27 protein-coding genes are annotated in these 26,199 nt (G+C 73.5%); 17 read left to right on the top strand and 10 right to left on the bottom strand.

Annotated features, from left to right (window positions below; translation table 11 throughout):
* Positions 1-141 precede the first annotated feature (141 nt).
* The 5 genes from AB0A63_RS02420 (at position 142) to AB0A63_RS02400 (ending at position 4,277) form a co-directional block, all read left to right on the top strand.
* Complete coding sequence (locus tag AB0A63_RS02420) at positions 142-468, top strand: lycopene cyclase domain-containing protein (RefSeq protein ID WP_360384433.1); 327 nt, start codon at positions 142-144, stop codon at positions 466-468.
* Complete coding sequence (locus AB0A63_RS02415) at positions 461-778, top strand: lycopene cyclase domain-containing protein (protein ID WP_360384431.1); 318 nt, start codon at positions 461-463, stop codon at positions 776-778. The genes AB0A63_RS02420 and AB0A63_RS02415 overlap by 8 nt, the downstream gene beginning before the upstream one ends.
* Positions 765-1,454, top strand: coding sequence for a class I SAM-dependent methyltransferase (locus AB0A63_RS02410; protein WP_360384429.1), 690 nt, complete (start codon positions 765-767; stop codon positions 1,452-1,454). Before AB0A63_RS02415 ends, AB0A63_RS02410 begins: the two co-directional genes overlap by 14 nt.
* Entirely contained in the window at positions 1,451-2,974 is a 1,524-nt protein-coding gene (locus tag AB0A63_RS02405) for an FAD-dependent oxidoreductase (RefSeq protein ID WP_360384427.1), read from the top strand. The genes AB0A63_RS02410 and AB0A63_RS02405 overlap by 4 nt, the downstream gene beginning before the upstream one ends.
* A 91-nt stretch (positions 2,975-3,065) precedes the next feature.
* On the top strand, positions 3,066-4,277 hold the full coding sequence (locus tag AB0A63_RS02400; RefSeq protein ID WP_360384425.1) for an NAD(P)/FAD-dependent oxidoreductase: 1,212 nt from the start codon (positions 3,066-3,068) through the stop codon (positions 4,275-4,277).
* Positions 4,278-4,655: 378 nt separating this feature from the next.
* On the opposite strand, the gene AB0A63_RS02395 is transcribed toward AB0A63_RS02400, so the two are convergent.
* The 4 genes from AB0A63_RS02395 to AB0A63_RS02380 all read right to left on the bottom strand — a co-directional run bounded on the left by AB0A63_RS02395 (position 4,656) and on the right by AB0A63_RS02380 (position 7,790).
* Positions 4,656-5,522 carry a MerR family transcriptional regulator gene (locus tag AB0A63_RS02395; RefSeq protein ID WP_360384423.1) on the bottom strand — a complete coding sequence of 289 codons (867 nt, stop codon included), beginning with the start codon at positions 5,520-5,522 and terminating at the stop codon, positions 4,656-4,658.
* Positions 5,519-5,806 (bottom strand): WhiB family transcriptional regulator, encoded by a 288-nt coding sequence (locus AB0A63_RS02390; RefSeq protein WP_360384421.1) that lies wholly within the window; start codon positions 5,804-5,806, stop codon positions 5,519-5,521. The genes AB0A63_RS02395 and AB0A63_RS02390 overlap by 4 nt, the downstream gene beginning before the upstream one ends.
* Before the next feature lie 81 nt (positions 5,807-5,887).
* A complete protein-coding gene (locus tag AB0A63_RS02385) occupies positions 5,888-6,850 on the bottom strand; it encodes a DUF5914 domain-containing protein (protein WP_360384419.1) in 963 nt (320 codons plus the stop codon).
* Positions 6,851-6,863: 13 nt separating this feature from the next.
* The gene (locus tag AB0A63_RS02380; protein ID WP_360384417.1) at positions 6,864-7,790 is read right to left on the bottom strand and encodes a phytoene/squalene synthase family protein; all 927 of its coding nucleotides are present in this window, start codon (positions 7,788-7,790) and stop codon (positions 6,864-6,866) included.
* Between the two features lie 120 nt (positions 7,791-7,910).
* Between AB0A63_RS02380 and AB0A63_RS02375 the strand changes: the two genes are divergently transcribed.
* Positions 7,911-8,975: a polyprenyl synthetase family protein gene (locus AB0A63_RS02375; protein WP_360384415.1), complete on the top strand. Its 1,065-nt coding sequence runs from the start codon at positions 7,911-7,913 to the stop codon at positions 8,973-8,975.
* A gap of 10 nt (positions 8,976-8,985) precedes the next feature.
* Entirely contained in the window at positions 8,986-10,446 is a 1,461-nt protein-coding gene (crtI, locus tag AB0A63_RS02370; RefSeq protein ID WP_360384980.1) for a phytoene desaturase family protein, read from the top strand.
* Here crtI and AB0A63_RS02365 read toward each other — a convergent pair.
* The 5 genes from AB0A63_RS02365 to AB0A63_RS02345 form a co-directional block, all read right to left on the bottom strand.
* The gene (locus AB0A63_RS02365; protein WP_360384413.1) at positions 10,428-11,648 is read right to left on the bottom strand and encodes an MFS transporter; all 1,221 of its coding nucleotides are present in this window, start codon (positions 11,646-11,648) and stop codon (positions 10,428-10,430) included. The genes crtI and AB0A63_RS02365 overlap by 19 nt on opposite strands.
* Positions 11,649-11,736: 88 nt before the next feature.
* Positions 11,737-12,525 (bottom strand): hypothetical protein, encoded by a 789-nt coding sequence (locus AB0A63_RS02360; protein ID WP_360384411.1) that lies wholly within the window; start codon positions 12,523-12,525, stop codon positions 11,737-11,739.
* A 68-nt stretch (positions 12,526-12,593) separates the two neighbouring features.
* Positions 12,594-13,343, bottom strand: coding sequence for a maleylpyruvate isomerase family mycothiol-dependent enzyme (locus tag AB0A63_RS02355; protein ID WP_360384409.1), 750 nt, complete (start codon positions 13,341-13,343; stop codon positions 12,594-12,596).
* 42 nt (positions 13,344-13,385) lie between these two features.
* Positions 13,386-14,042, bottom strand: a complete 657-nt coding sequence (locus AB0A63_RS02350; protein ID WP_360384407.1) for a response regulator transcription factor — start codon at positions 14,040-14,042, stop codon at positions 13,386-13,388.
* On the bottom strand, positions 14,039-15,175 hold the full coding sequence (locus AB0A63_RS02345) for a histidine kinase (protein ID WP_360384405.1): 1,137 nt from the start codon (positions 15,173-15,175) through the stop codon (positions 14,039-14,041). Before AB0A63_RS02345 ends, AB0A63_RS02350 begins: the two co-directional genes overlap by 4 nt.
* A gap of 135 nt (positions 15,176-15,310) precedes the next feature.
* On the opposite strand from AB0A63_RS02345, the gene AB0A63_RS02340 reads away from it, so the two are divergent.
* The 9 genes from AB0A63_RS02340 to AB0A63_RS02300 all read left to right on the top strand — a co-directional run bounded on the left by AB0A63_RS02340 (position 15,311) and on the right by AB0A63_RS02300 (position 22,646).
* Positions 15,311-16,663 (top strand): hypothetical protein, encoded by a 1,353-nt coding sequence (locus AB0A63_RS02340; RefSeq protein ID WP_360384403.1) that lies wholly within the window; start codon positions 15,311-15,313, stop codon positions 16,661-16,663.
* On the top strand, positions 16,660-17,058 hold the full coding sequence (locus tag AB0A63_RS02335; protein ID WP_360384401.1) for a FixH family protein: 399 nt from the start codon (positions 16,660-16,662) through the stop codon (positions 17,056-17,058). The genes AB0A63_RS02340 and AB0A63_RS02335 overlap by 4 nt, the downstream gene beginning before the upstream one ends.
* A 13-nt stretch (positions 17,059-17,071) precedes the next feature.
* Positions 17,072-18,175: a hypothetical protein gene (locus AB0A63_RS02330; protein WP_360384399.1), complete on the top strand. Its 1,104-nt coding sequence runs from the start codon at positions 17,072-17,074 to the stop codon at positions 18,173-18,175.
* Positions 18,168-18,686: a hypothetical protein gene (locus AB0A63_RS02325; RefSeq protein WP_360384397.1), complete on the top strand. Its 519-nt coding sequence runs from the start codon at positions 18,168-18,170 to the stop codon at positions 18,684-18,686. The genes AB0A63_RS02330 and AB0A63_RS02325 overlap by 8 nt, the downstream gene beginning before the upstream one ends.
* 32 nt (positions 18,687-18,718) lie before the next feature.
* Positions 18,719-19,906 carry an ATP-binding protein gene (locus AB0A63_RS02320; RefSeq protein WP_360384395.1) on the top strand — a complete coding sequence of 396 codons (1,188 nt, stop codon included), beginning with the start codon at positions 18,719-18,721 and terminating at the stop codon, positions 19,904-19,906.
* A complete protein-coding gene (locus tag AB0A63_RS02315; protein ID WP_360384393.1) occupies positions 19,903-20,973 on the top strand; it encodes a hypothetical protein in 1,071 nt (356 codons plus the stop codon). Before AB0A63_RS02320 ends, AB0A63_RS02315 begins: the two co-directional genes overlap by 4 nt.
* The gene (locus AB0A63_RS02310) at positions 20,958-21,602 is read left to right on the top strand and encodes a response regulator transcription factor (protein WP_360384391.1); all 645 of its coding nucleotides are present in this window, start codon (positions 20,958-20,960) and stop codon (positions 21,600-21,602) included. The genes AB0A63_RS02315 and AB0A63_RS02310 overlap by 16 nt, the downstream gene beginning before the upstream one ends.
* A gap of 91 nt (positions 21,603-21,693) precedes the next feature.
* Positions 21,694-22,320, top strand: a complete 627-nt coding sequence (locus AB0A63_RS02305) for a hypothetical protein (RefSeq protein ID WP_360384389.1) — start codon at positions 21,694-21,696, stop codon at positions 22,318-22,320.
* 8 nt (positions 22,321-22,328) lie between these two features.
* Positions 22,329-22,646 (top strand): EthD domain-containing protein, encoded by a 318-nt coding sequence (locus AB0A63_RS02300; RefSeq protein WP_360384387.1) that lies wholly within the window; start codon positions 22,329-22,331, stop codon positions 22,644-22,646.
* Between the two features lie 79 nt (positions 22,647-22,725).
* Here AB0A63_RS02300 and AB0A63_RS02295 read toward each other — a convergent pair whose 3' ends face one another.
* A complete protein-coding gene (locus AB0A63_RS02295; protein ID WP_360384978.1) occupies positions 22,726-23,562 on the bottom strand; it encodes a dienelactone hydrolase family protein in 837 nt (278 codons plus the stop codon).
* A 199-nt stretch (positions 23,563-23,761) separates the two neighbouring features.
* On the opposite strand from AB0A63_RS02295, the gene AB0A63_RS02290 reads away from it, so the two are divergent.
* Complete coding sequence (locus AB0A63_RS02290) at positions 23,762-26,161, top strand: LuxR family transcriptional regulator (protein ID WP_360384384.1); 2,400 nt, start codon at positions 23,762-23,764, stop codon at positions 26,159-26,161.
* Positions 26,162-26,199: the final 38 nt, after the last annotated feature.

The following is a 26,199-nucleotide window of genomic DNA, read 5'->3' as shown; positions in this document are numbered from 1 at the left end:
CGTCCGGCGGGTGTTCGAGTTGTTGCCGTTCGTCGCCCACCGCGGTGAGCTGGGCCCGCGACGATCACCCTGACGAGTTGTCCCGCCCGTTGTGCAGACCTCCGACCAGCCCCATACGGTCGTCCACAGGGAGGCGGACGGATGCGAAGCCAGTACGAGTACCTCGCGGTGCTGGGGGTGTGCCTGCTGATCACCCTGCCGCTGGAGTGGATGGGCCGCGGTGTCTACCGCCGGTGGCCGGAGCTGGCCCGCGCGGTCGCTCCGGTGCTGCTCGTCCTCGCCGCCTGGGACGTCGTGGCGATCTTGCGCGGTCACTGGAGCTTCCACCCGCGGGCGACCACGGGGATCGAGCTGGCCGGGGTCCTGCCGATCGAGGAGGTGCTCTTCTTCGTCGTCATCCCGACCTGCGCGGTGCTGACCTACGAGGCGGTGCGCGGCCTGGCCGGCCGGTGGTTGCCCGATGGTTGAGGAGTACCTGCTCGCCGCGGTCGCCGCGGCGGTGCTCGTGGTGCTGCTGGAGCTGCTCGTGCTGCGGACGGGGCTGTTCGCCCTGCCGGCGTACTGGGTGACGATGGCGATCGTGCTGGGGTTCCAGGTCCCGGTGGACGGGTGGCTGACGAAGCTGGACGCACCGGTGGTGCTGTACGCGGACTGGGCGATCAGCGGGATCAGGGTGCCGTGGGACATCCCGGTGGAGGACTTCCTCTACGGCTTCGCGATGGTGACGGCGGTGCTGATGGTGTGGGAACGGGGAAGGCAGGCACGTGAACAAGCTTGAGGTGCCGGGGAAGTTCGACCGGGCGGCCCGCGGGTACGACCTGCTGGTGGGGCTGAACCCGGGCTACCACCAGGCGTTGCGCCGCTCGGCCCGCGCGCTCGGGCTGCGGCCGGGCATGCGCGTGCTCGACCTCGGCTGCGGCACGGGCGCCTCGACCGCGGCACTGGTCACCGCGGCGCCGGGCGTGGAGGTCGTCGCCGTGGACGCGTCGGCCGGGATGCTCGCGCAGGCGCGGCGGAAGCGCTGGCCGAGCACCGTGCGGTTCGTGCACAGCCGTGCCGAGGACGTCGACGAGGGCGAGTTCGACGCGGTGTTCGCCGCGTACCTGCTGCGCAACCTGCCCGACCCGGACTCCACGTTGCGGCACATCGGAAAGTTGTTGCGGCCCGGCGGCCGGCTGGTGCTGCACGAGTACTCGGTGCGCGACTCGCTGGTGAGCCGCGCGGTGTGGACGGCGCTGTGCGGCGTCGTCGTCCCGGCCGGCTGGCTGGTCACCGGCGACCGGTCGCTCTACACCTACCTGTGGCGCAGCGTGGTCGACTTCGACGGCGCCACCGCCCTGCGGGACCGGTTGCGGCGCAACGGGTACACCGGCGTGTGCAGCTCGCCGGTGCCCGGTCTGCAGCTCGGTGTCGTGCACACCTTCCTCGGTCACGCGCCGGGAGGGCAGCGGTGAGGGACCGCAGGGCCGTGCGGGTCCCGGCACCGGCCGGGCGCCCGCAGTTCGACGGCGACGCACCCGTCGTGGCCGTGGTGGGCGGCGGCATCGCGGGACTCGCCGCGTCGACGCTGCTCGCCGAACGGGGCGCGCGGGTCGTGCTGTGCGAACGGGAGGACTACCTCGGTGGCCGCGTCGGCGGGTGGAGCACGCGGCTCGCCGACGGCAGCGAGGCCACCATGACCCGCGGCTTCCACGCGTTCTTCCGGCAGTACTACAACCTGCGGGCGCTGTTGAAGCGCGTCGACCCGGCGGGCTGCGCGCTCACCGCCCTGCCGGACTACCCGCTGCAGCACGCCTCCGGGCACCGCGACAGCTTCGCGGGGCTGCCGACGACCGTGCCGTGGAACGCGCTGGCGTTCCTGCGCAGCAGCCCCACGTTCCGCTGGCGCGATCTGCCCGGCATCAACGCACGGGCGGCGCTGTCGCTGCTGGACGTGTCGGTGCCGCGTGTCTACGAGGAGCTCGACGGCCTCGACGCCGCGACCTACCTGGAGCGCATCCGGTTCCCCCGCGCCGCGCACGCGCTGGCGTTCGAGGTGTTCTCCCGCAGCTTCTTCGCCCACCCGACCCGGATGTCGGCCGCGGAGCTCGCGGTCATGTTCCACATCTACTTCCTCGGCTCCGACGAGGGCCTGCTGTTCGACGTGGCCGCCGACCCGTTCCCGCACGGCCTGTGGGACCCGCTGGGCCGGCACCTGGCGTCGCTGGGCGCCACCCTGTGCACGGGCGCCGAGGTGCGGTCGGTGCAGCCGGGTGAGAACCGGCGGTACTCCGTGACCATCGGCGGCGGCGCGATCGAAGCGGACGCCGTGGTGCTCGCCGCCGACGTCCCCGGCCTGCGCTCGGTCGTCGAGGCGTCGCCCTCCCTCGGTGACGCGGCCTGGCGCGAACGGGTCGCCGGCCTGCGCACCGCACCGCGGTTCCTGGTCTCCCGCTACTGGCTGGACCGCCCGGTGGACGCCGACCGGCCGGGCTTCCTCGGCACCGGCGGGCACGACCTGCTCGACAACATCAGCGTGCTCGACCACTACGAGCACGAGGCACGGGCGTGGGCCGCCCGCACCGGCGGGTCGGTCGTGGAGCTGCACGGCTACGCACTTCCGTCCGACGTGGACGAAGCCGACGCCAGGAAGCGGTTGTGGGACCAGCTGACCGAGGTGTACCCGGAGACGAAGAGCGCCGTCGTGGTGGACGAACGGCACGAGCTGCGCGAGGACTGCCCGCTGTTCCCCGCAGGCGGCTACGCGCGCCGGCCGGGAGTGCGGACCCCCGACGAGTTCCTGGTCCTCGCCGGTGACCTGGTGCGGATCGACCTGCCGGTGGCGCTCATGGAACGCGCGGCCACCACCGGGTTCGCGGCGGCCAACCGGCTGCTGAGCCGGTGGGGGGTGGCCGGGACGGAGCTGTGGACGGTACCGCGGGAAGGGCGGGTTCCGCTGCTGCGCGGTGCGGCGCGCCGGTGGAGGACGGCGTGACCGTGCCCGCTGTGCCGGTACTGGCTGGAACCGCACCGACGCCCGTTGCCCGTTCTCGGACGCCCGTCGTCCGTTCCCCTTGGAGGCCATCGTGATCGTCGTCGTGGGCGCCGGCCTGGCCGGTCTGAGCGCCGCACTGGAGCTGACCGCCGCCGGTCACGAGGTCACCGTCCTGGAGGCCGGCGACGAGGTCGGCGGGCGGGTGCGCACGGACGTCGTGGACGGTGTGCGGTTCGACCGGGGCTTCCAGATCATGCTGCCCGCCTACCCGGAGCTCGAACGGCTCGACCTCGGGCCGTTCCCGCTGCGGCACCTGCGGCCCGGTGTGTTCGTGCACGACGAGGGCCGGCACGACCTGCTCGCCGACCCGCGCAGCGGTGCGTCGGCGTTCGACGGCTTGCTGCGCCAGCACGTGCTCGGTGCGCGGGACCTCGCGGCGCTGGCCCGGTTCTCCGCACCGGACGCGTTCGGGCCCGTGCGGCCGTTGCTCGCCGCACCGGACCGCACGACGTACGACGAGCTGCGGCGGCTCGGGGTGACCGAACGGGGGGTGGAGGCGGTGTTCCGGCCGTTCCTGTCCGGGGTGTTCCTGGAGCGGGAGCTGCGGACCTCGTCGCGGTTCTTCCACCTGGTGTGGCGCAGCTTCGCACGCGGGGGAGCAGCGGTGCCGGCGCTCGGCATGGGGGAGCTGCCCAGGGCGCTGGCGGCCCGGTTGCCCGAGGGGACCGTGCAGCTGGAGACCGCGGTGCGGGCCGTGCACGACGACCGGGTCGACCTGGCCGAGGGCGGTCGGGTCCCGGCGGACGCGGTGGTCGTGGCCACGGACGGCTCGACGGCGGCGCGGTTGCTGCCGGGGCTGGTCGAACCGCGCTGGAACGGTGTCACCACCTGGTACTTCGGCCCGCCGCGGTCGCCGTTGCGCGACGGGTGCCTGGTGGTCGACGCGAACGGCGGGCCGGTCGTGAACACGGCGGTGATGTCGGAGGTGTCGCGGCCGTACTCGCCGCGGACCCCGCTGGTGCAGGCCACCGTGCTCGGCGCAGCGTCCGAACAGGACGTCCGCCACCACCTGAACCGCCTGTACGACACCGACACCCGCGACTGGGAGGTGCTGCGCCGCTACGACATCCCGCGGGCGCTGCCGTCGATGGCCGCACCGCACCGGCTCAAGCAGTCCGTGCGGGCGGGCGAACGCCGGTACGTCTGCGGCGACCACCGCGACACCAGCTCGATCCAGGGCGCGCTGCACTCCGGCCGCAGGGCCGCGCACGCCGTGCTGGCCGACCTGCGCGGTGGCCGGTGACCGGCGAGAAGGCGCTGCTGCTGTTCGGTGACCAGCTCGGTCCGCACTGCCGTCGTGGTGGTCGGAGCTGCGGCCGGCCAGCGTGCGGGCGGTCTGCCTGCGCGCCGCGCTGAAGGGCGTGCGCGACCACGGCTGAACTTCGCCGGCGTCTGCAAGTACCACCAACTCAACATCAACAGGCACTTTTCTACTGCCAACAGCGCCGCCGGCCGTCCGCGGACCTGGAACCTGGTTCGACAGGTGGTGACCGTGTTGGTGGTAGTCAGCGACGGTTTGATCATGTGTTGGTGGTACTTGCAGACGCCTGGGCAGCAAGGAGGGGAGAGGGCGGACAAGACTTCCTAGCCCGCGTCCTGGCCGCGGTGAGAGGGACGCGGGTCAGCCGCGGACGCGGTGGAGCACCAGGTCGATGGCCTCGCTCAACGTGCCGGGCGCCCGCACGAACGATGGCAGCGCCACCTCGGCCCAGCCGGGCCCGGCGACCGCGACCAGGGCGCTCGACCGCTCGGCGAGCTTCGCAAGCGGCACCTGCCGGGCGAGGTCGGGGCGGTGCGCCCACACCAGCACGACGGCCGGGCGCAGGCGCACCACCGCGTCGTACAGCGCCTGGGCGGGTACGCGGGCGCCGAGGTTGCGCCACAGCACGTCCTCCTCGGACAGCGCGGCACCGAGGGCCTCCAGCGCCAGGCCGTGCTGTTCCTCCGGGGCGCACGAGAGCAGCGCGGCCAGCACGCCGGGGCTGCTCGCCACCGGGACGCCGCGCAGCGCGTGCAGCAGGCTGGAGCTCGCCAGGTGCTCGACCTCCACGCCCCGGCCGCGTTCGGTGACCATGTGGCCCAGTTCCACCAGGCACGGCGCGAAGACCTGCTCCCACGCGGCCACCACGCCGTGGGCGGTGAGGAGCTTGCCGGCGAGGTCGAGCATCAGCGGTTCGTCGAGGCGTTTCGCGGCGGTGATGAAACCGCGGCGGACCGACTCGGCCTCGTCGGCGCCGAGCAGGGCGCGCGGGGTGCCGCGCCGGTCAGCCGGTCCGCGTTGCGCCAGCTCGGCCGCGGCCGCGGGGGTGACGCCCTGGCCGGTCAGCGCGACCATCCGGCGCAGCACCTCGACGTCGGCCTCCTCGTACCGCCGGTGGCCGCCCTCGGTGCGCCCGGAGGGGCCCAGCCCGTAGCGCTGGTCCCACGTCCTCAACGTGACAGGGGAGACGCCGAGCATCGCGGCGACAGCGCGGGGTGCGTAGGTCACCGCCGGCGGGAGCGCTCGGAGAGGATCGCCCTCAGCTCGCTCTCGCCGAGGCCGCCCCAGATGCCGAACGTCTCCTGCACCTCCAACGCGTGCGACCGGCACTTCTCCATCACCGGGCAGCGCTGGCAGATCGCCTTGGCCGCGGCTTCGCGCTGGTCGCGCGCGGAGCCGCGCTCGTTGGGCGTGTGGAAGAAGTAGGCGCTGTCCATGCCGCGGCACAGGCCGGAGAGCTGCCAGTCCCACGAGTCGGTGACAGGCCTGGGCAAACGAGACAGTTCGGGCATGGCGCACGTCCTCTTCGGGGTCTGACCGTGCTGACGCCTCCTAGCCTAAATTCGATTCAAAATCGGTGCAAGTCGACTCGCTCAGTCGGGGAACCGCCCGTTTCGCCGAAGGGCGTACCGGCGTTCGGCGTAGGCCAGGTCGTCGCGCCACAACCGGGCCGCCGCCCAGCGCATCATCGGGCGCAGCGCACCGGCCACCGGCCGCGCCAGCGCGAAACCGGGCCGGTCGGAGTGCGCGATGGTCGCCTCCACGACCGCGGTGCGGCCCTCGCGGATCGGGGTCGCGTGCGTCTCGACGACGCTGCCCTCGCCCTCGCCCTCGACGATGTGCATCACCACCGTCCGCGGCTCCGGGCAGGTGAACGCCGCGACCACCGGCACCCCGACACGGCCGGCGAGCCGGAATGTCACCTCGACGAGGAACCTGTCGTCCTCCTCGGTCGGCGTCTCGACGACCTTGAGGTTCGCGAACGAGTACGGGTGGAACCACGCGCCGTGCCACGGGTCGAGCCGGTTCGCGACCACGTCCTCCGGGTCGCAGCGGCCGATCAGCGTGGCCACGGCGTCGATCGCACCGGCCGGCGGGCGCTGCGGCAGCACCGGCGCCGGCAGCGGCTCCTCGCCACCGGCCTCGTCCAGCCGCACCCACACCAGCACGCCGTCGTCGTGCGCCGGGTAGGGCGTCCACGCGCCGAACTTCTTGCCCTCCAGCGCGAGACCGTGCCAGCGGCAGATCAGCCTGCCCTCGGCCACGGCACCGTCGCACAGCGGCGCACCCAGGTGCGGGCACGACCCGGAACCCGCCATCAGCACGCCCCGCGGCCCGCGCCAGAGCACGACCTCCTGCCCGGCGATCGTGCGGCCACAGGCCTTGCCGCGCTCGACGTCCCCGCTCGCCCCCGCGACGAACCAGTTGCCCGACGGGCGGGCGGTGGCGCGCTTGAGCGCCGCCTCGATCAGCGCGGGCTTGGCGTCCTGCCACGTCGGGCGCTGCTCGCGCCACGGCGGGCTCGAGTAAACGCGCAGTGGAATCCGGTCGCGCATGGCTTTCCCTCCATCAGGCCGCACGGGCGAACACCGCCCTGGCCAGCGCCGGGAGCGCGACGGCGAGCCGCCTGCCGTTGGACACCACGACGCGCCGGGACAGCACGTCGCAGTCCGCCTCCTCCACCAGGTCGAGGATGCGGCCGTAGAGCCGATACGCCGTCAACACACACGGGCGCGAACGCGGCGCGAGCATCGCAATACCCGGCCACGCCTCCGTGTACACCCGCTTCGCCCGCTGCACCTGGTCGCGCAACGCCGCCCGCACCTGCTCGTCGGCCTTGCCGGTCTTGCGCGCGTGCACCAGCCGCTCGCGGTCGACGCCGAACGCCGCGAGCTCGTCCGCGGGCAGGTAGACCCGGCCGCGGTCGAGGTCCTCGCCGACGTCGCGGATGAAGTTCGTCAGCTGGAACGCGACGCCGAGCGCGGCGGCGGCGGGTTCCGCCTCCGCGCGCGGCACGCTCGTGCCGAGCACCGGCAGCACCTGCAGGCCGATCACCGCGGCGGAACCGTGCACGTACGTCTTTAGATCGGAGAAGGTGGGGTAGTCGGTGGTGGTCAGGTCCATGCGCATGGACGTCATGAAGTCGCGGAAGTGGACGTGCGGGATCTCGTAGCGGTGTGCGGTGTCGAGCAGGGCGGACATCACCGGGTCAGTGGAGGCGCCGTCGCGCAGGGCGGCCTCCAGGTTCCGCTCGGCCTCGGCGAGGGCGGCCTGCTTCCGGTCGAGTCCACTGTGGAGGTCGTCGACGATGTCGTCGACCCAGCGTGCGAACCCGTACAGCGCGTGGACGGCGGGGCGTTGCTCCGGACTGAGCAACCGTGTTGCGAGGTAGTAGGTGCGGCCGTGTTCCGCGTTCAGCGCACGGCAACGCCGGTACGCCTCACGCAGGGCAGGTGTGGTGATGCCGGCGGCGTCGAGCTCCCGGTCTGCGGACATGTGCCCACGCTAGAACCGGCTGTGTCGCCGTGCACAACGACCACGCTCATCATGCGAAGCCGCTGCGGCGCTGATTAGCTCCATTCACCTGACCAGGACCGACCGCCGAGAGGGGCGACGATGTCGCTGCTGACCAGCGTGGACACCCGCATGTCGCGGGTGGACGACTTCGCCGCCCTGTTCGACGCGGCTTTGCACGACTTCCTCGCCGACCGCCCGGACGTGGTGCCGGAGCTCGCCGGCGAGCTGCACGCGATGCTCGCCGCGGGAGGGAAGAGGATCCGGCCGCGGTTCGCCTGGGAGGGCTGGCGCGCCGCGGGGGGAGGGGAGCGGGACGCCGTCGTGCGCGCCCTGGTTTGCCTGGAGTTGCTGCAATGTTGCGCTCTGGCGCACGACGACGTGATGGACCGCTCCACGATGCGACGCGGCCGGCCGTCGGTGCACGAGCTGTTCGCACTGCGGCACCGCCGGTCGCGCTGGGCCGGAAGTGCCCGCCAGTACGGCGACTCGGCCGCGGTGCTCGTGGGCGACCTCGCCCTCGCCTGGGCCGACGACGCGCTCGTGACCGCGGGGCTCTCCCCGGCGGCGCTGCAGCGCGCGTGGGTGCCGTGGCAGGCGATGCGCACCGAGATGATGGCGGGCCAGCACCTCGACCTGCTCGGTGTCGCGCGCCGGGAGGAGTCGCTGGAGCAGGCGCTGCGGGTCGCGGCGCTCAAGACCGCCGCCTACACCGTGGAACGGCCGCTGCAGCTCGGTGCGGCGATCGCCGGCGCCGGTCCGGACACCGTGGCGTGCCTGCGCGAGTTCGGCCGCGACATCGGCATCGCGTTCCAGCTGCGTGACGACCTCATCGGCGTGTTCGGCGACCCGGCGGTCACCGGCAAGCCGGTGGGCGAGGACCTGCGCGAGGGCAAGCGGACGGCGTTGATGGCGATCGCGCTGTCCCGTGCCACGAACGGGTCGGCGGCGGTGCTGCGGCGCAGCCTCACCGGGCCGGTGAACGACACTTTGGTGGAACGGGTGTGCGAGCTGCTGGTCGAGCTCGGTGCCGTCGACGCGGTGGAGGAGCACATCGACGTGCTGTCGGCGAACGCGCTGATGGCGCTCGACCGGGCGGGCATCGACCCCGATGCGAAACGCGAGTTGATCAGGCTGGCCGGCAAGGCCACCGTGCGGAAGGCGTGACCGGGCAGTGGTGAACGTGGTGAAGGGCCGCACCGACCGGGTGGTCGTGGTCGGTGCCGGGCTCTCCGGGTTGTCGGCAGCGCTGCACCTGCGCGGTGCGGGGCACGAGGTGACGGTCCTGGAACGCCTGCCGCACCCCGGCGGGCTCGCGGGGCGGCTCGACGTGGACGGGCACCGGATCGACACCGGGCCGACGGTGCTGACGATGCCGGAGCTGCTCGACGACGCGTTCGCCGCCGTGGGCCAGCGGCGGGAGGACCACCTCGAACTGCTGCCGCTGCACCCGGCCTACCGGGCGTCGTTCTCCGACGGGTCGGCGCTGGACGTGCACACCGACGGCGAGCAGATGGAGCAGGCGGTCCGCGACTTCGCGGGCGGCCGCGAGGCGCAGGGCTACCGCGACCTGCGGGCGTGGCTCAAGGAGCTGTACGAGGTCGAGCGGGACAACTTCATCGGTTCGAGCTTCGACTCCCCGCTCGACCTGGTGGGGCCGGAGCTGCTGCGGCTCACCCGGCTCGGTGGCTTCGGGTCGCTCGACCGGGCGGTGGGCAAGTTCCTGCACGACGAACGGCTGAAGCGGGTCTTCACGTTCCAGGCGCTCTACGCCGGTGTCGCGCCCAAGGACGCCTTGGCCGCGTACGCCGTCATCGCCTACATGGACACCATCGCCGGCGTGTGGTTCCCGAAGGGCGGCATGCGCGCCATGCCCCAGGCGCTCGCGGACGCCGCGGCACGCGCGGGCGTGGAGTTCCACTACGGCGTCGAGGTGACGCAGCTCGACCGCACCGGTCACCGGGTGCAGGCGGTGCGCACGGCCGACGCGCGGTTCCCGTGCGACGCGGTGGTGCTCGCGACCGGCCCGGCGCAGAGCACGCGCCTGCTGCGCGGCGAACCGCGCCGGGTGGTGCCGTTGCGCTGGTCGCCGTCGGCGGTCGTGGTGCACCTGAGCGCCCGCCGCATCGCCGACGACCTCGCCCACCACACGATCTCGTTCGGCGACCGGTGGAACGAGACGTTCGACGAGATCATCCGGCGCGGCCGGCTGATGAGCGACCCGTCGCTGCTGCTGACCACCCCGTCGCTGACCGACCCGGACCTCGCACCGCAGGGGCGGCACCTGCAGTACCTGCTGGCGCCGTGCCCGAACCTCGACGCGGCGCCGATCCGCTGGGACGCGATGGCCGAGCGCTACGCCGAGGAGCTGGTCGCCGAGATGACCGCGCGCAAGCTCGTCGTGGACGCCGAACCGCTCGCCGTCATCACGCCGGACGACTGGGCCAGGGACGGCCAGGCGGCGGGCACGCCGTTCTCCGCCGCTCACACGTTCGGGCAGACCGGCCCGTTCCGGCCGAGCAACCTGCCGTTCCGCGACGGCAACGTGGTGCTCGCCGGCAGCGGCACCACGCCCGGCGTCGGCATCCCGCCGGTGCTGATCTCCGGCCGGCTCGCGGCTCAGCGGCTGTCGGCGTAGCGGAACCGGGGACTGAGGTAGAACGCCGGGGTGGTCGCGGCGAGCACGGCGAGCAGCAGCATCGCCGGGGTGAGCCCGACCGCCCCGGCGAGCGCCGTCCCGAGCACGGCACCCAGCGGCACCGTGGCGACGGTGACGGCGCCGACCAGCGAGCCCACCCGGCCGAGCAGCTCCGGCGCGGTCCGGCGTTGCCGCAGGGTCAGCAGGATGACCGCCCACGCGGTCGCGGCGGCGCCGAAGACGAACTGGTAGACCGTCAGCACCGGGAACGCCAGGCCCAGCGCCGCGGCCGGGATCAGGAAGAGCGCGGCCGCCGCGACGGCCGCGCACACCGCGCAGGCGAGACCGGCGGTCAGCCTGCGCGTCACCCACGCCGACCCGGTCGCGCCCAGCACGGCGCCGAGGCTGAACGCGGACATCGTCAGGCCGACCTCGTCCGGGCCGAGCCGCAGCTGCTGGTAGGCGTACACGAAGAACAGCGCGCCGATGCCGCTGCCCGCGAGGTTCATGGTCGCCGTGCCGAGGACCGCCCGGCGCAGCACCAGGTCGCCGCGCAGGTACCGGACGCCGTCGCGCAGCTGGTCGGCCAGGGACGGACCGTCCGCCGCGGGCGAGCGCCGGGTCAGCAGCGTCGCGGAGGTGGCTCCGACGAGCACCACCGCCGAGGCGAAGAACGTGCCGGCGGTGACGAGCAGGGCGAGCTCGGAGGCGGCCACCGCGATGATCAGGCCGCCCAGTCCGGGACCGGCGACGCGGACCAGGTTGAGCAGCCCCGACCGGGTGGCGTTCGCGCGGTCCAGCCGGTCGGGCGCCACCAGACCGGGGATCGCGGCCTCGGCGGCGGCGTCGAACACCGCGCCCGCCACACCCAGGACCGCGGCCAGCACGTACAGCACCCAGATGTCCCGCAGCCCGGACGCGACGACCAGCGCGACCACGGCCGGGGCGGCGGTGCGGACGAGGTCCATGGCCACGAGCACGGTGCGCGGCCTCAGCCGGTCGATCAGCACGCCCGCGAACGGCCCGAGCAGCGCCGCCGGCAGGAACTCGGCGACCAGCAGCAGCGTCGCCGAGCCGATGCCGGAGCCGAACGCGAGGATGGCGACGGCGGGGATCAGCACGACGGTGACCTGCGTGCCCGTCGTGCTGATGCCCTGCGCGACGAGCAGCAGCCACCAGTCGCGCTCGACCTTCCCCCGCACGGTCACAGCCTTCCCGCGTTCTCGTGCAACGCGCGCACGGCGGGGGTGAACGCCGCTCCGCTCAGGTCCGTCGTGACGCCGTCGACGTTCATCGTGCCCCTGCTGGTGACCGCGAAGACCGTCCCCTGCCCGGTCGCCGCGTCGAAGTCGCGCAACCACGGCCCACCGCTCGTCCCCCGGCCAGGTCGCAGTCCGTCCGCCACTCCGCCATGACGGAGTTGACCCGCAACGACGCCGGTCGCACGCACTCGACCAGCGCCTCGCCCCGGTTCAGCGCCGAGACCGGGTAGCCCAGCAGCGTGGCGCCGACCGGTGAGCCGGCCTCGTCGAACGACACCCGCTGCGCACCCGCCACGTCCCGGACGTGCCGGCCGCCCACCGGGTCGAGCGCGACCACGGCGTAGTCGTCCTCTGCGCTCGACGGCCCGCGGTAGGTGTCCGGCCAGGCGAACGCGCGTGCCGCGAACACCGGGCCCGCTCCGTGGTCGTAGCCGGGGACGAACACCACGGCGCCGATCGTGATCGGCCGGTCCAGCCGGTCCGTGCCGCCGTGGACGCAGTGCCCGGCCGTGAGCACGACGTCCTCGCTCGCGCTCGGCACGACCGTCGCCGAGCAGGAGCGGTCCTCACCCCGGGAGCTCGACGTGAACAACCGCCCCACCCCCGCGGGCGCCGTCCCCGCGTACGGCCTGCCGATCGTCTCGGCCGGTGGGACCTCGCCCTCTCCGACGGCCTTCATGCGCTCCGGTGTCCAGTGCTCCAGCGCGGCTGTCCGGTCGGCTTCCGGTACCCGCGTGACCACCTGGCCGGCGGCGTGGGCGGGGGTCACGAGGGTCGCGCAGAGGACCGCGGTCGCGCCGAGTGCTTTCCACGTCATGATCGGCTGACGTGCGGCGGTGGCGCGGCGTTGCTCCCGGCACGTCCGGATCAGACCAGGGGATGACCTCAGGCGGGTTCCCAGGCGGCCAGCCGGTCGAAGATCCGCGCGTCGCCCTCCAACTCCAGCGCCTGCGCCGGGACACGGCCGTAGAACGCCAGCACCAGCTCGCTCGCCGTGCCCGTCGCGGTCAGGTCGGCCGGGCCCTCGCCGGTGATCACGCGGGCCCCTTCCGCGGAGAGCCGCACCCGCCACGACCGGCCCTCGGTGGCGCGGTAGTCGACCACCGCGGGCTCGTGGGGCCACGGGCTCGTCGTCGCCACGCAGGTGCGCTGGAACTCGTCGACACCGTCGAGCGCCACGTCGGAGGGCAACGGCTGCGGTGCGCCGATGGTGAGCTGCGCGTCGTAGGTGTGCACGGCGAGCTGCTGGAGCTGGTGCCGCGCAACGGCTCCGCAGGTCGCCGGCGACTGCGAGCCGGTCCACCACACCCAGCACCCGCGGTCGGGACCCGCTTCCCGCAGCGCGGCCAGCAGCAGCTCGGTCGACTCGGCGAGCCACGCGTCCAGCTCGGCGCGGTCCCGCGGCGCCACCCCGTCCGCGGGTGACCTCCCCGCAGCACCGGGGCCCGCGGCGACGGTGGCGGCCCAGGCGCGCCGGCCCTCGCCGATGTGCTGGGCCAGGTCGTGCAGTGTCCACTCAGGACAGCTCGGTACCTGCGCGTCGAGGTCGGGTGCGGCGGCGACCGCGGAGCGGAAGGCGGTGGAGCGTTCGTCCATCGACCGCAGCAGTTCGGGGAACGCCGGAGGATTCTGCACGGCGGCTGTCTACCACCGCGCCACGCCACGCGACAGCGAATTTCACGAGCGCCGCACGAGCCCGTTCATGTGCGCGTAGGCGACGGCGTGCACGCGGTCCCGCAGCCCCAGCTTTGCCAGCACCCGCGACACGTGCGTCTTCACCGTCTCGTCGCCGACGTGCAGCCGGGCCGCGATCTCGGCGTTGCTGTGCGCCGCCGCGACGAGTTGCAGCACCTCGCGTTCCCGCGCGGTCAGCAGCGCCAGCTCCGGCGGCGTCGGGGGAGGGGCGAGGCTCACGGCGAACCGCGCGATCAGCCGCTGCGTCACCGACGGGTCGATCAACGCGTCCCCGCGCGCCGCCACCCGCACCGCGGAGATCAGCTCCTCCGGCGGCAGCGACTTCAGCAAGAAACCGCTCGCACCGGCGTTCAGCGCCCGGTAGACGTACTCGTCGGAGTCGTAGGTGGTCAGCAGCAGCACCTTCGTGCGGTTGCCGGGGTCGGCCAGGATCTGCTCGGTCGCGCCGAGGCCGTCGAGCTTCGGCATGCGGATGTCGAGCACGGCCACGTCCGGGCGCAGCCGCGCCACCTCGGCCACCGCAGCCCTGCCGTCGGCGACCTCGCCGACGCACCGCAGGTCGGCCTGCGTCTCGAAGATCGCGCGCATGCCGGAGCGCAGCATCGCGTGGTCGTCGGCGACCAGCACCGACAGGGTCATGACGCCTCCAGGGGGAACGTGACGGCGGTGCGCCAGGTCCGGCCGTCCGGTTCCAGACCTGACTGGGTGGTGCCCGCGAACATGCCCGCGCGGTTGCGGATGCCGACCAGGCCGCGGCGCACGGAGCCGGAGTGGCCGGTGCCGAAGCCGGCGGTGTTCTCGGCGGTCACGGTCAGCGCGCGCGGCGCGTACTCCAGGGTCACCGTCACCCCGGACGCGTCGCCGTGCCGCAGCGCGTTGGTGAGCATCTCCTGGATGATCCGGTACACGGTGACGTCCAACGACTCCGGGATCTCCCGGTGCTGGCCGCGCACCAGCAACCGCGCGGGCGTGCCGGCCGCGCGCACGCCGTCGAACAGCTCGTCGAGGTTGTCCAGCCCCGGCTGGCGCGCGCCCTCCGCGTTGGTGCCGTGTAAAAGGTCGAGCAGGTGGCGCAGGTCCACCATGGCCGCGCGGCTGGCCGTCTCGACCGAGAGCAGCGACGTGGCGAGCTTCGGGTTGCTGCCGACGGTGCCCAGCCGGGCGGCGCCCGCGTGCAGGTTGATGGCGCTGACGTGGTGCACGATCACGTCGTGCAGGTCGCGGGCGATCGCGCTGCGCTCCTCGGTGATCGCCTTCGTCACCGCCGCCTGCGCGTCCAGCTCCTCCACCTCGCGCTGCTTCTCCAGCTCGGCCAGGTAGGCGCGCCGGGCCGTGGTGTAGCGGCCGACGAGCCACGGCAGCACCGCCGCCTTGGTCGCGACCAGCACCGCGATCGTCACGCCGTACTCGTTCACCAGCGGGGCCGTCATGAGACTGGCCGACAGCACGCCGAGCGACGCCCACGCCGGTGCGCCGCGCAGCCACGCCCCCGCGCGGTACCCGGCGATCAGCATGCCCGCGTCGTTGTGGTCGATGCCCCTGCCCATGGTGAGGAGGATGACCACCGGAACCGCCGCCTGCGCCAGCGCCACCCAGCCGGACAGCCGCGCGGGGCCGGCCAGCATCGCGTCCACGGCCAGGGTCATGGCGAGCACCACGGCCAGCTGCCCGGCAGAGCAGGCGTCGTACACCACGAACCCGGCATCCGCGACCATGCAGACGAGCGCGACCAGTCGCGACTGGTGCTTCAGGGGCAGTTTGATCGAGTCCATCGCAGTGGATCCTGCCGCATCGCCGCCCTGAGCTCCTCCCGCTGTGCAGGGGTCGGAAATCCCCCGTGCGGGGGACCCGGTTTCCGACCCCGCAGTGACGCGGCCCGCGGGTCATGATCGCTATCTTCGGTCACGATGAAGCGAAGTGGTGCGATCCTGCTGCTGGTGCTGGGGGCGGTCTTCTCGGTCGCGGCCCCCGCGCTGGCCGACGGTGCCCAGTCGGGCAGCGACCTGCACGTCGCGCAGAGCCTGGGCGACCGCGAGCTGACCGTGATCATCCGGCGGGTCGCGGAGGTGCCCGGACCGGTGCACGTCGACGTGGTCACCCACGCCGGCACACCGCCGGGCGAGCTCACGCTGACCGCGCGGGCCGCCGGTGCCCGGTCGAGCACGGCGAAGGTGGTCCTCGGTGCCACGCCTGGCTTCCACTCCGGTGTCGTGGAGGTCGACCGGCCCGGCCCGTGGGAGCTGGTGGTCGACGAGGCGACGATCCCGTTCGTCGTGCCGGCCAACGTCGCACCACCGTGGGAGAACGCGACCTACGGCGGGTTCATCGCGGCCGGCGTGCTGCTGTTCGCCGCGCTGGTGCTGGCGGTGCTGGGAATGCCCTCGCTGGCCCTCGTACCGGCCGGCGGGATGGTCGCGGCCGTGGCCGTCGCGGTGACGGCGGCGCTGCTCGCACCGAGCATCCCCCCGGCACCGGCACCCGGCGCGCAGCTCGACCCCACCTACGACACCGTGCTCGACCCGTGGCAACGAACGTCCACAACGGACTTCTCCCGGCCGCCGGTGAACCTGGTGCCGCGCATGGACGGCGCGGACCTCGTGCTGGACCTGACCGACGGCTCGTCCGGCCGGCCGGTGGACGACCTGCTGGTGCACGACAACGCGTTCGTGCACCTCGTCGTGGTGTCGCCCACCGGGGCGCTGCGGCACCTGCACCCGGTCCGCACCGGGCCGGGCGAGTACCGCACCCGGCTGTCCGGCGCGGAACGGGGCGTGCACGCGCTCGCCGCGGAGATCGCCCGGCGCGGCGGGGGAGTGCAGCTGCTGCGCTCCCGCATCGACGTCGCCGGCACCGGTTCTCCCGTTGCCCACGACGGGAAGGCCGACGTGGCGGCGGACCTCCGGGAAGCGGGCCGGCCCAGCACGCTCACCGCCCGCTTCGGCGAGCGCGACCTGCAACCGTGGCTGGGCATGCTCGGCCACATGATCGTCGTCGGTCCGGTCGGCGACGGTCCCGTCACCGGTGGTGTGGCCGAGGCACCGATCTGGGCGCACGTGCACTCGATGATCCCGCCGGTGCCGGGCATGCCGGACCAGCCCGACGAGAGCGTCGCGGCCTACGGACCGGACGTGCCGTTCACCTACTCGTTCCCGTTGCCCGGCCGCTACCTCGTGTGGATCCAGGTCGAACGGGACTACTCGATCGTCACCGTGCCGAAGGTCGTGGACGTGCCCGCGGCGAAGGGGGTCGCCACCAAGTGAAACGCACCAGGGGCACCTACGTCGTGGCCGTGCTGGCCGGAGTCGCCGCACTGGTGGGCGTGCTCGTCGTGCTGTGGCCGCGCACCGTCGAGGCGCAGTCGCACCTCGCCGAGACCGACCGGCTGCGGTTCGTCCTCACGCCCACGAGCACGCGGACCGGCACCAACTCGTTCGACCTGCGCATCACCGACCGGTCCGGCAGCCCCGCCCACGGCGAGGTGGTGGTCGAGCCGGCGATGCCGCAGATGGGCCACGCGGTCGCCCCGGTCACCGCGGCCCCGCTCGAACCCGGCCACTACCGGGTCGGCGCCGTCGACCTGTTCATGGCCGGGCAGTGGGAGATCACCGTGTCACTCAGCGAGCAGCGGGTCGTCATCCCGCTGCTGCTCACCTGAAGGGGGAGGAACGATGGACATCACGGCGTCGACGGTGGCCGCACCGTCAGCCAGGACCGTCCCGAAGGGGGTGGTGCCGGCGGGTCTCGTGGTCGGCGGCACCCTGATCTCGTTGATCGGCTTGACCTGGGACATCCAGTGGCACACCGACGTCGGGCCCGACACGTTCTTCACGATGCCGCACCTGTTCCTGTACGCGGGCAGCGCGATCTCGGGCCTGGCGAGCCTCGCCGTCGTGCTGATGACGACGGCCGCCGCGAAGCGCGACCGGCACGTCGACCCGATCGTCGGCGGCCGCGCTGTCGGCGTCTTCGGCCGCACGTTCTCCGCACCCGTCGGCTACCTGATCTCCGGCATCGGCGCGGCGCTGTTCCTCGTCTACGGGCTGTGGGACCAGTGGTGGCACAGCCTGTACGGCTTCGACGCGGTGATCGCCTCGCCGCCGCACATCGGCCTGCTGCTGTCGATCTCGATCACGATGGTCGGCGCGGTGATGGTGTTCGCCGTCGCCCGTGACCGGCCGTGGGGCGCCTACGGCGTGGTCGGCGCCTCGGCGGTGCTGCTCGCGTTCAGCATGGTGACCGTCATCGGCCTGCAGGCGCTGCCGAACGGGGTCGTGAACTCGATCAACGTCGGCGCCGCGTTCTTCTCCGTGCTGATCCTGTTCATGGCGGGCAACGCGCTGAACCGCCGCGGTGGGGCGCTCGCCGTCGCGGTGGTGGTCGCGGCGCTGCAGGCGGTGTTCTGGTGGTTCTCGCCGTGGGCGACCGAGGTCTACGCCTCCGCCACCGGGCTGCCGCTGCGCGACTACACCGACGGCGTTCCCGCGCTGCCCAACATGATCCCGATGGCGCTGGTCCTCGTCGGGGTCGCCGCCGAGCTGCTGCACCGGCTGCCCGCGTGGGTCCCCGGCGCGCTCGGCGGCGTGCTCATCACGGCCTGCGCGCCGGTGCAGCGCATCCTCGTCTTCGGCGACGGCCGGTTCCCCGCGACCGACCGCTACCTCGCCACCATCGCCGCCGGCGCGGTCTTCGGCGCCCTCGCCGGCCTGGCCGGCCGCCGCTTCGGCCGCACGCTGCGCCACCTGGCGCCGGCAAAGGAGAACAGCCATGCGTAAGACGGTGCTGGGACTGGCCGGTGCGGCCGCCCTGCTGTTCGGTCTCGCCGCCCCGGCGCTGGCCTTCGAACCGGTGAACGTCGTGCACACCGAGAAGGTCAAGGCCGGCCCGTACGACCTGACCGTCGGGTTCAGCACCTGGCCGCTCAAGGCCATGCAGTCGCTGGACTTCACGTTCGCGCCCGAGGACGGCATCACCGGCAAGCAGGGCACGCTGACGCTGGTGCACGCCGACAAGGTGGTCGGCGACGACCCGCTGGCCCGCCACCCCCGCAAGCGCGAGGTGTGGGGACTGGACGTGCAGGCGCTGCCCGTGCCGGGGACGTGGGCGATGCGGTTCGACATCACCGGACCGGCCGGCACCGGCACCGGTGAGCTGAAGAACCTCCAGGTGATGGAACAGCCCGGCCCGCCGATGGGCCTGTCCTGGGCGATCAGCACGATCCCCCTGTTCGGCCTGATCGCGTTGATCGTGGTCGCGGTCCGGCGCACCAGGGACACCGCCGCCTGACTGCCGCGGCGCACGAGAGCTGACCTGGCACAATGCCGGGCGTGCTGCTGGAGGCGAGGCTCCTCGCGACGGTGTCCCGCCTCGCGGGTCCCGTCCGCGGCGCCGGTGTCGTCCTGATCAGCCTCTTCGGCGCGCTGTCCGCGGGCTCCGCGGCGGGCTGGACGCTGTTCGCGTTCGTCGTGCTCACCTCCGCCGCCGACTTCCGCCTGCCCGGTGTGGCCCTGCCGGTGGCGTTCGCGCGGGTGGTGGTGCTGTTCGTCGTGCTGGGCGGCACCGCCGAGCAGTGGACGCTCACCGTCCTCACCACCACCCTGATCACCTGGCAGTGGCAGCACCCGCCGCGGGTCACCGTGCCCGCGACGGCGTTGCTGCTGGTCGTGGCGGTGACGGCGGCCGGACCGGACGTCCTGGTGCGCGCGGTGCTGGAGTCGGTGCTGGCCCGGCTCGCCTACGAGCTCCTGCGCCGCTCCAGCCGCCGCGTCGACGTTCTGCGCGAACGCGCCGCCTCGCAGAACCGGGCGGCGGCCGTGGCGCTGGACCGCAGCCGGCGGGAACGCGAGTACCTGGCGTTGCTGCACGACACGGCGGCGGCGACCTTCCTCATGGCGGCGCATGGCGGTGAGCCCTCGGCCGTGGCCGCGCAGGCCCGGCGGGACCTGGTGGTGCTGGCCGAGCGGGACAACGCCCAGGGGACGGTCGACCTCGGTGCGGCGCTCGTGGCGGTGGGGCGGGACCGGGCCGGGGTGCGGGTTGCGGCCGGGTCGGCGGTGGCCGGGGGCCAGGTCGACGCGCGGGTCGCGGTTGCGCCGGTGGAGGCCGTGCCGGTGCCCGCCGTGGTGGCGCTGGCGTTCGTGCGGTCCGTGCGGGAGCTGCTGACGAACGTGGCCCGGCACGCACCCGGCGCGACCGCGGACGTGGTCGTGTCGCGGGTGGACGGTGGCGCCACCGTGGTGGTGCGCGACGACGGCCCGGGGTTCGTGCCGGCGGACGTCGCGCCGCACCGGCGCGGGGTGCGGGAGTCCGTCGTGGAACGGGTGCGCGCCGTCGGCGGGTCGGTGGAGATCGACTCGGTGCCGGGAGCGGGGACGACGGTTCGGCTGGCGTGGACCGCCGGCAAAAGCCCGGCCGACCACGCGGCAGCCCTCGACCGCCCCGCAACCCTCGACCCGCCCGGAACCCCCGACCACTCCGCAGCCCCCGACCGGGCCGGTGGGCGATGACCGATCTCGCCGTCGTCACCACCACCCGCCAGGTCCTGCTGGTCGTCGTCACCGCCATCCAACTGGTCCTCACCCTTCCGTCCCTGGCCATCGGCCCCGGCTCCACCACCGCGTGGACCGCGTACACCCTCCTGACCGCGGTCCTCGCGATCGTCGCCGGCCACGTCGCCGCCGGTCGCGCCCAGCTCGGCACCGCGGTGGCCGCGGGGCTCACCGCCGTGGTCCTGGTGGCGTCGGTCCTCGCCACCACCGCCCAGGCCGCCGGCACGCCGCTCGGGTCGCGGGACTGGGCGTTCGGGCTCATCGGCTGGTACCTGCTGCTCGTCCTCGTCGAACGGCCCCGGCCCCTCGTCGCCGCCCTCGGCGCCCACCTCGCCCTGTCGGTCGGGTGGTTCCTGCACGCCGGCAACGGCGACGGGGGTACCGCGGGGGTCGTCATCCTCAGCGGCACGAGCTTCCAGGTCGGCGTCATGGTGATCACGAGGGTGCTCCTGCGGGACGGGCGGCTCGCCGCGGAGGCGGCCGCCGAGCACGACGCGGCGCGCACGCGGGAGGAGTTGGCGCGGCAGCGGGAGCAGGACCTGCGGGCCGGGTTCGAGGGGCAGCTGGGGGCGGTGCTGCCGCTGCTGGCGGACCTCGCCGACGAGGTCGTGAGCGTCGCGGACGAGCCGACGCGGGTGCGGTGCTCGGTGGCGGCGGTGCAGCTGCGGCGGTTGTTCGCGGAGAACGACGACGTGCCGGACCCGTTGCTGCACGAGCTGACGGCCTGTGTGGACGTCGCGGAACGGCGCGGGGTGGTGGTGTCGCTCGCGGTCAGCGGCACGGCCACGCCGGTGCCCACGGAGGTGCGGCGGGAGCTGGTCGCGCCGATGGCCCGTGCGCTCGCCGTGGCCGGTGGGCGTGCGAAGGTGAGTCTGCTCCGGACGGCCACGGAGGTGCGGGTGGCGGTGGTGGCGGACGCGCCGGGAGAGCTGCCGCACCACGACGGCGTGCCGGAGGTGGTCGCGGTCGAGACGAGCGTCCACAGCGGACTGGTGAGGAGCGAGGCGCGATGGCGGGCGACGTGACGGCGGTCGTGGTGGACGACCACCCCGTGGTGCGGGCGGGGGTCGCGCACTGGCTGTCCACAGCGGAGCCACCGATCGTGCTCGTGGGCAGCGGGGAGGACGTCGAGGTCGCCTGGGCCGCGCCGCAGGACGCCGTGGTCGTGCTCGACCTGCACCTGGGCGGTGTCACGCCCGCGACGGCGGAGCTGCGCAGGCTGGCCGAGGACGGTCGCCGGGTCGTCGTGTATTCCATGCGCGCCGACGACGAGATCGCCCTGCAGTGCCTGGAGCTCGGCGCGCTCAGCTACCTGACGAAGGCCGAGGGCGCCGAGCACCTCGTGCAGGCCGTGCGCGCGGCGGCGGACGGGCAGTCCTACACTCCGCCGGCACTCGCGGGCGCGCTGGCGGGGGACCGGTCGGAGACGCGGCCCGCGCTGTCGCCGCGCGAGACCGAGGTGCTGGTCGAGTGGTTCCAGTCGGAGTCGAAGGAGTTCGTGGCGCAACGGCTCAACATCGCGCTCAGCACGGTGAACTCGCACCTGGAGCGGATCAGGGTGAAGTACGCGGCGATCGGCCGGCAGGCGCCCACGAAGGCGGCGCTCGTGGCACGGGCCATCCAGGACGGTCTGATCGGGCTCGACGACCTGTGAGTCGCGTGTGGTGCGAACGACCGATACCGGACCGTCCACCCGCGACCTAGCCTGCTGGGCAGCCCCAGGTTCCGCAGCGAGGAGTTCCGCAGTGACGCACGCCCGACGTTCCCTGATCATCGTCGCCGCGGCGGGCTTGCTCCTGTCGGCGTGCGGCTCCGAGACCAGCGGCTCTCCCACGCCCGCCGAGACCACGACCGCGGCGGAGACGACGAGCAGCACCACCTCGAAGCCCAGCTCCACCTCGAACGCCCCGATCGCCGCCGGCGGCGAGGTCACCGCGCCCGGTTCGAAGCTCAAGGTCGGCTCCCGCGCGGTCATCCCCTTCACGCTCGGCGACAAGAGCGGCACCGTGGCCGTCACCCTCACCGCCATCGAGCAGGGCGCGAAGGAGGACCTCGCGAAGTTCGGCGACAAGGCCAAGGGCATCACGCCGTTCTACCTGCGGGTGAAGGTCGAGAACCTGAGCGGTACCGACCTGCGCTACATCTCGATCTCCCTGCGCGGTCTCGGCGCCGACGGCAAGGGCACCGGCGTGATCATCAGCGGCGACACCCCGAACTGCGACTCCACCAGCGCCCCGAAGACGTTCACCGCCGCCGGCGAGACGTACGAGACCTGCGTGCTGACCGCGGCCACGGACGGCTCCAAGGTCGTCGCGGGCGAGTACAACCGCGGCGACGACTACGTGAAGTCGCCGATCGTCTGGGAGAGCTGACACCCGTCGTGATCACGACCATGGCTCTGCTCAAGGCACACCGCGGGTTCACCCGAGCCGAGTTCGTCGACTACTACGAGCACCACCACGTGCCGCTCGTCCTCAGCGTCGCGCCACCGCCGGACTACTACGCCCGCAACTACCTGCCGGAGTCCGCCGACGTGGAGTTCGACGTCCTCACCCACATGAGGTTCGCCGACGAGCCCACCCGGCAGCGGTGGCTCGCGCTCGTGCTCGCCGAGGGGTCCGGGGTGGCCGCCGACGAGGCGTTGTTCCTGGACCGGTCGCGGACGCGGTCGTGGGTCGTGGAGGAGCACGTCAGCTAGAGCGGCCGAACCCCGGCCCCACCCGATGAGGGCGAAGGCCGGGGTGGCGCGGGTCGCGGCGCTGCGACCCATGACCGGGTTACGAGTGCGGGCAGGTGTCGCGGTACTCCTCGATCAGGGTGCTGCGGCCCGGTGCCGGGCAGAGGAACTGCTCGTAGCGGGTGTCGTTGTCGATGAACCGCTTGAGCCACGAGATGCTGTACTTCGCGATCGTCGTGTTGTTCGAGTTCGGCGCGAAGTGGTTCGCGTTGTTGAGCTCCAGGTACGCCTTGTCGAGCGTGGACGGCAGCGACGTGTAGAACGGCTCCGAGTGCGACGCGACCGGTGCGATCGAGTCGTCCTCCGCGCCGACCACGAGCGTCGGCACGCGCACCGACGACCAGTTCTTCGTGGTGTGCCAGCCGGTCAGCGGGATCGCCGCCTGCAGGGCGGGGCGCTGGCTGGCGGCGCGCAACGTGCCGCCGCCGCCCATCGAGTGGCCCATGACACCGAGCCGGGTGGTGTCGATGCGGGACCGGACGCTGCTCTGCTGGGTCAGGTAGTCCAGCGCGGCGAGCAGCTGGGAGGCGCGGCTGTCGGGCTGGTCGTAGATCGTGTTCGTGTCGATGGTGAACACCACGAAGCCCTGGGACGCGAGGCGCGGGCCCAGCCACGAGATGCTGGACTGCGTGCCGGTGTAGCCGGGGGAGATCGCGACGGCGCCGAACGTGCCGGAGGCGGTGCTCGTCGGGTAGTAGATCGTGCCGCCGCCGAAACCGCCGACCAGGGAGGACACCGAGGTCTCCGACACGGCGAACGGCCCGCGGAGCGCCTCGATGCTCGCGTTCGTCGGGGCGGGACCGCGTTCGTAGGGGTTGGCCGCGTGTGCGGTACCGGTGCCGGTGACGAGCACCAGCGTGAGCGCCAGGGGGAGCAGGGAGCGGAGTTGCACGGCGTTGTACACCTCATTCGGCAGGGGAAGTGCGAGGACCTCTCGACCCTGCAACCGCCGCGCACGGGTCCGCATCGGTGCAACCACCGGTCTCGCGAAGAACTTCAGCGGTAAAACTAACGCTGGTAGTTGAATTTGTCCCAGACCCCTTCCGCTGGGCCTCCACCGCGGTGAAACTGGCCCGATGTTGCGTGGCCGTGACCGGCAGCGCGTCGCCGTGGACGCGTTGCTCCGACGTGCGCGAGCCGGCCACGGCGGGGTGCTCGTCGTGTGCGGCGAACCGGGCAGTGGCCGGACCGCCCTGCTCGACCACGCCCGCCGTTCGCACGAGGCGGTGCTGTGCCTCGACGACGTGCGCGAGCTCGACGACGACCTGCGCCGGCTCGCCGCCGACGTGACCGGGACGCGGGCGGCGCTGCTCATCGCCACCGAGGGGGAGGCGTTCGGGCTGCCGCACGTGGTGCTCGACCCGCTGGACCGGGCCGAGAGCCTGCTCGTGCTGCACGACCTGCTGCCGGGCCTCCCACCCGCGCTGGCGGTCGACCTCGCCGACCTGGCGTGCGGCAACCCGCTCGCGCTGGTGGAGCTGGCGGGGGCGCTCACGTCGGACCAGCTCGGCGGCATCGCGCCGCCACCGGACGGGTTGCCGCAGGCCAGCTCGTTGCGGGCGCGGCTGCTGGCGCGGTTCGCGGGGCTGTCGGAACGAGCGCGGACCGCGGTGGCGCTGGCCGCCGTGGACGAGGAGCTGACCGCGGACGACCTGGCGCGGCTCACCGGGGACTTGGAGGCGGTGACGGAGGCGGGAACGCTGCTGGACCCGCGGCGGCTGGTGCGGTCGACGCTGGCCGCGGGCCTGTCGCCGGCCGCGCGGTTCCGGGCGCACGCGGAACTGGCCGAGCTGCTGCCCGCGGGCCCGCGGCGCACGTGGCACGCCGCCCGCGCCGGCCGGGCCGGTGACGACGGGCCCGCCGACCTGCTCACCGCCAGCGCCGAGCACGCCCGCCGGTGCGGCGACTTCGCCACCGCCGCCCGCGACCACGACCGCGCCGCCCAGCTCACCGCGGACACCGAGCAGAAGGCCCGCCGCCTCCTCAACGCCGCCGCCGACCACTGGGCCCGCGGCGCACCGCACCAGGCGCGGGCGGTGCTGCGCTGCGCGGTCCGGCTCACCGACACCCCCGAGCTCAAGGCGCTGATGGACCTCGTCGCCGGCGGCATCGACCTGGGCGAGAGCCTCCCGGACGTCGCCGCCGACCGGCTCATGCGGGCCGCGCGCAGCCTCGTCGGCACCCGGCGCGGACTGGCCGTCGCGGCACTCGGGTTCGCGGGCGAGGCGGCGAGCATCGCGGGTGACCACCGCCGCTACAGCGCCGTCGCCGAGTTCGCCAGGGAGATCCGGCTGCCCGACGAACCACCGGCCACCCGGCTCACGCTCGGCCACCTGGCCGGGATGGCCGCCACCTTCGACGGCCGCCACGACGAGGCGCTGCCCGCGTTGCGCGAGGTCGTCGAGCTCGCCCACCGGGTGCCGGGCGCGCAGCCGCGGATCTGGGCCAGCCAGGCCGCCTACGTGCTCGGTGACGCCGTCGGGTCGCACGAGATGGCCACCAGCGCGGTGACCGCGGCGCGCGAGAGCGGGTACACCGCGCTGGTGCCGTGGGCGCTGGTCTACCGCGCGTTGTCGGCGCTCCTGCTCGACCAGCACGCGGCCGCCCTCACCGCGGCCACCGAGGGCGTGCACGCGGCGACGGCGGTCGGGCAGCACAACGCCGTGGTCGACCACCTGACGATCCTCGCCCTGCTGGCGGCGTTGCGCGGGGACTCGGACACGGCACTGCACCGCATCGACACCGCCACCGAGCACATCACGCAGCGCGGGCTCACCCGGCCGGGCACGTTCGGCGCGTGGGCGTTCGCGTGCGTCGACCTGGCCAGGGACCGGCCCGCCGACGCGCTCGACCGGCTGCGCCTGCACCCCGGCCACGCCGGCATCAAGGTCATGGCCGCACCGCAGGTCGTGGAGGCGGCCGTCGCGTGCGGGCAGCCCGGTGCGGGGGACCGGGCGCTGCGGCGGTTCGAACGCTGGGCGGAGGCGACGGGCAGCTCGGCCCGCCTCGCGCTGAGCCACCGCTGCCGCGGGCTGCTCGGAGGCGGCAGCGGCGCCGCCGACGAGCACTTCGAGGAGGCCATCCGCCTGCACCGGGCCAGCGGCACCGCGATGGAGCTCGCGAAGACCGAGCTGCTGTACGGCACCCGGCTGCGCAGGAGCCGCAAACCCAAGCTGGCGCGCGACCACCTGCGCGACGCGGTGCGGATCTTCCAGTCCTACCAGGCCGACCACTGGGTCGCCCGCGCCAGCGCGGAGCTGCGCGCCGCCGGCGACAGCACCGGTGAACCCGGTGACCGGCCCGAGCTGACGCCGCAGCAGGCGCAGATCGCGCGGCTGGTCGCCGAGGGCGCCACGAACCGCGAGATCGCCGCGCGGTTGTTCCTGAGCCACCGCACCGTCGAGCACCACCTGCGCAACATCTTCGCGCGGCTCGGCGTGCGGTCGAGGGTCGAGCTGACCAGGAGGCTCGACTGACAGTGCCAGAACCAGAGCAAAGTCCGAACAGAGCAAAG

The sequence above is a fragment of the Lentzea sp. NPDC042327 genome, assembly GCF_040647275.1.
Taxonomy (GTDB): Bacteria; Actinomycetota; Actinomycetes; order Mycobacteriales; family Pseudonocardiaceae; genus Lentzea.
Note: the sequence above shows the minus strand (reverse complement) of the source record. Positions and strands in the feature narration are given on the sequence as shown.

Coding starts and splice junctions, on each gene's coding strand:
- AB0A63_RS02415 (WP_360384431.1), top strand. CDS start 461: ATGGTTGAGGAGTACCTGCTCGCCGCGGTCGCCGCGGCGGTGCTCGTG.
- AB0A63_RS02345 (WP_360384405.1), bottom strand. CDS start 15,175: ATGGACTCGATCAAACTGCCCCTGAAGCACCAGTCGCGACTGGTCGCG.
- AB0A63_RS02320 (WP_360384395.1), top strand. CDS start 18,719: ATGCCGGGCGTGCTGCTGGAGGCGAGGCTCCTCGCGACGGTGTCCCGC.
- AB0A63_RS02375 (WP_360384415.1), top strand. CDS start 7,911: ATGTCGCTGCTGACCAGCGTGGACACCCGCATGTCGCGGGTGGACGAC.
- AB0A63_RS02385 (WP_360384419.1), bottom strand. CDS start 6,850: ATGCGCGACCGGATTCCACTGCGCGTTTACTCGAGCCCGCCGTGGCGC.
- AB0A63_RS02350 (WP_360384407.1), bottom strand. CDS start 14,042: ATGACCCTGTCGGTGCTGGTCGCCGACGACCACGCGATGCTGCGCTCC.
- AB0A63_RS02330 (WP_360384399.1), top strand. CDS start 17,072: ATGGACATCACGGCGTCGACGGTGGCCGCACCGTCAGCCAGGACCGTC.
- AB0A63_RS02290 (WP_360384384.1), top strand. CDS start 23,762: ATGTTGCGTGGCCGTGACCGGCAGCGCGTCGCCGTGGACGCGTTGCTC.
- AB0A63_RS02310 (WP_360384391.1), top strand. CDS start 20,958: ATGGCGGGCGACGTGACGGCGGTCGTGGTGGACGACCACCCCGTGGTG.
- AB0A63_RS02380 (WP_360384417.1), bottom strand. CDS start 7,790: ATGTCCGCAGACCGGGAGCTCGACGCCGCCGGCATCACCACACCTGCC.
- AB0A63_RS02325 (WP_360384397.1), top strand. CDS start 18,168: ATGCGTAAGACGGTGCTGGGACTGGCCGGTGCGGCCGCCCTGCTGTTC.
- AB0A63_RS02420 (WP_360384433.1), top strand. CDS start 142: ATGCGAAGCCAGTACGAGTACCTCGCGGTGCTGGGGGTGTGCCTGCTG.
- AB0A63_RS02315 (WP_360384393.1), top strand. CDS start 19,903: ATGACCGATCTCGCCGTCGTCACCACCACCCGCCAGGTCCTGCTGGTC.
- AB0A63_RS02360 (WP_360384411.1), bottom strand. CDS start 12,525: ATGACGTGGAAAGCACTCGGCGCGACCGCGGTCCTCTGCGCGACCCTC.
- AB0A63_RS02340 (WP_360384403.1), top strand. CDS start 15,311: ATGAAGCGAAGTGGTGCGATCCTGCTGCTGGTGCTGGGGGCGGTCTTC.
- AB0A63_RS02390 (WP_360384421.1), bottom strand. CDS start 5,806: ATGCCCGAACTGTCTCGTTTGCCCAGGCCTGTCACCGACTCGTGGGAC.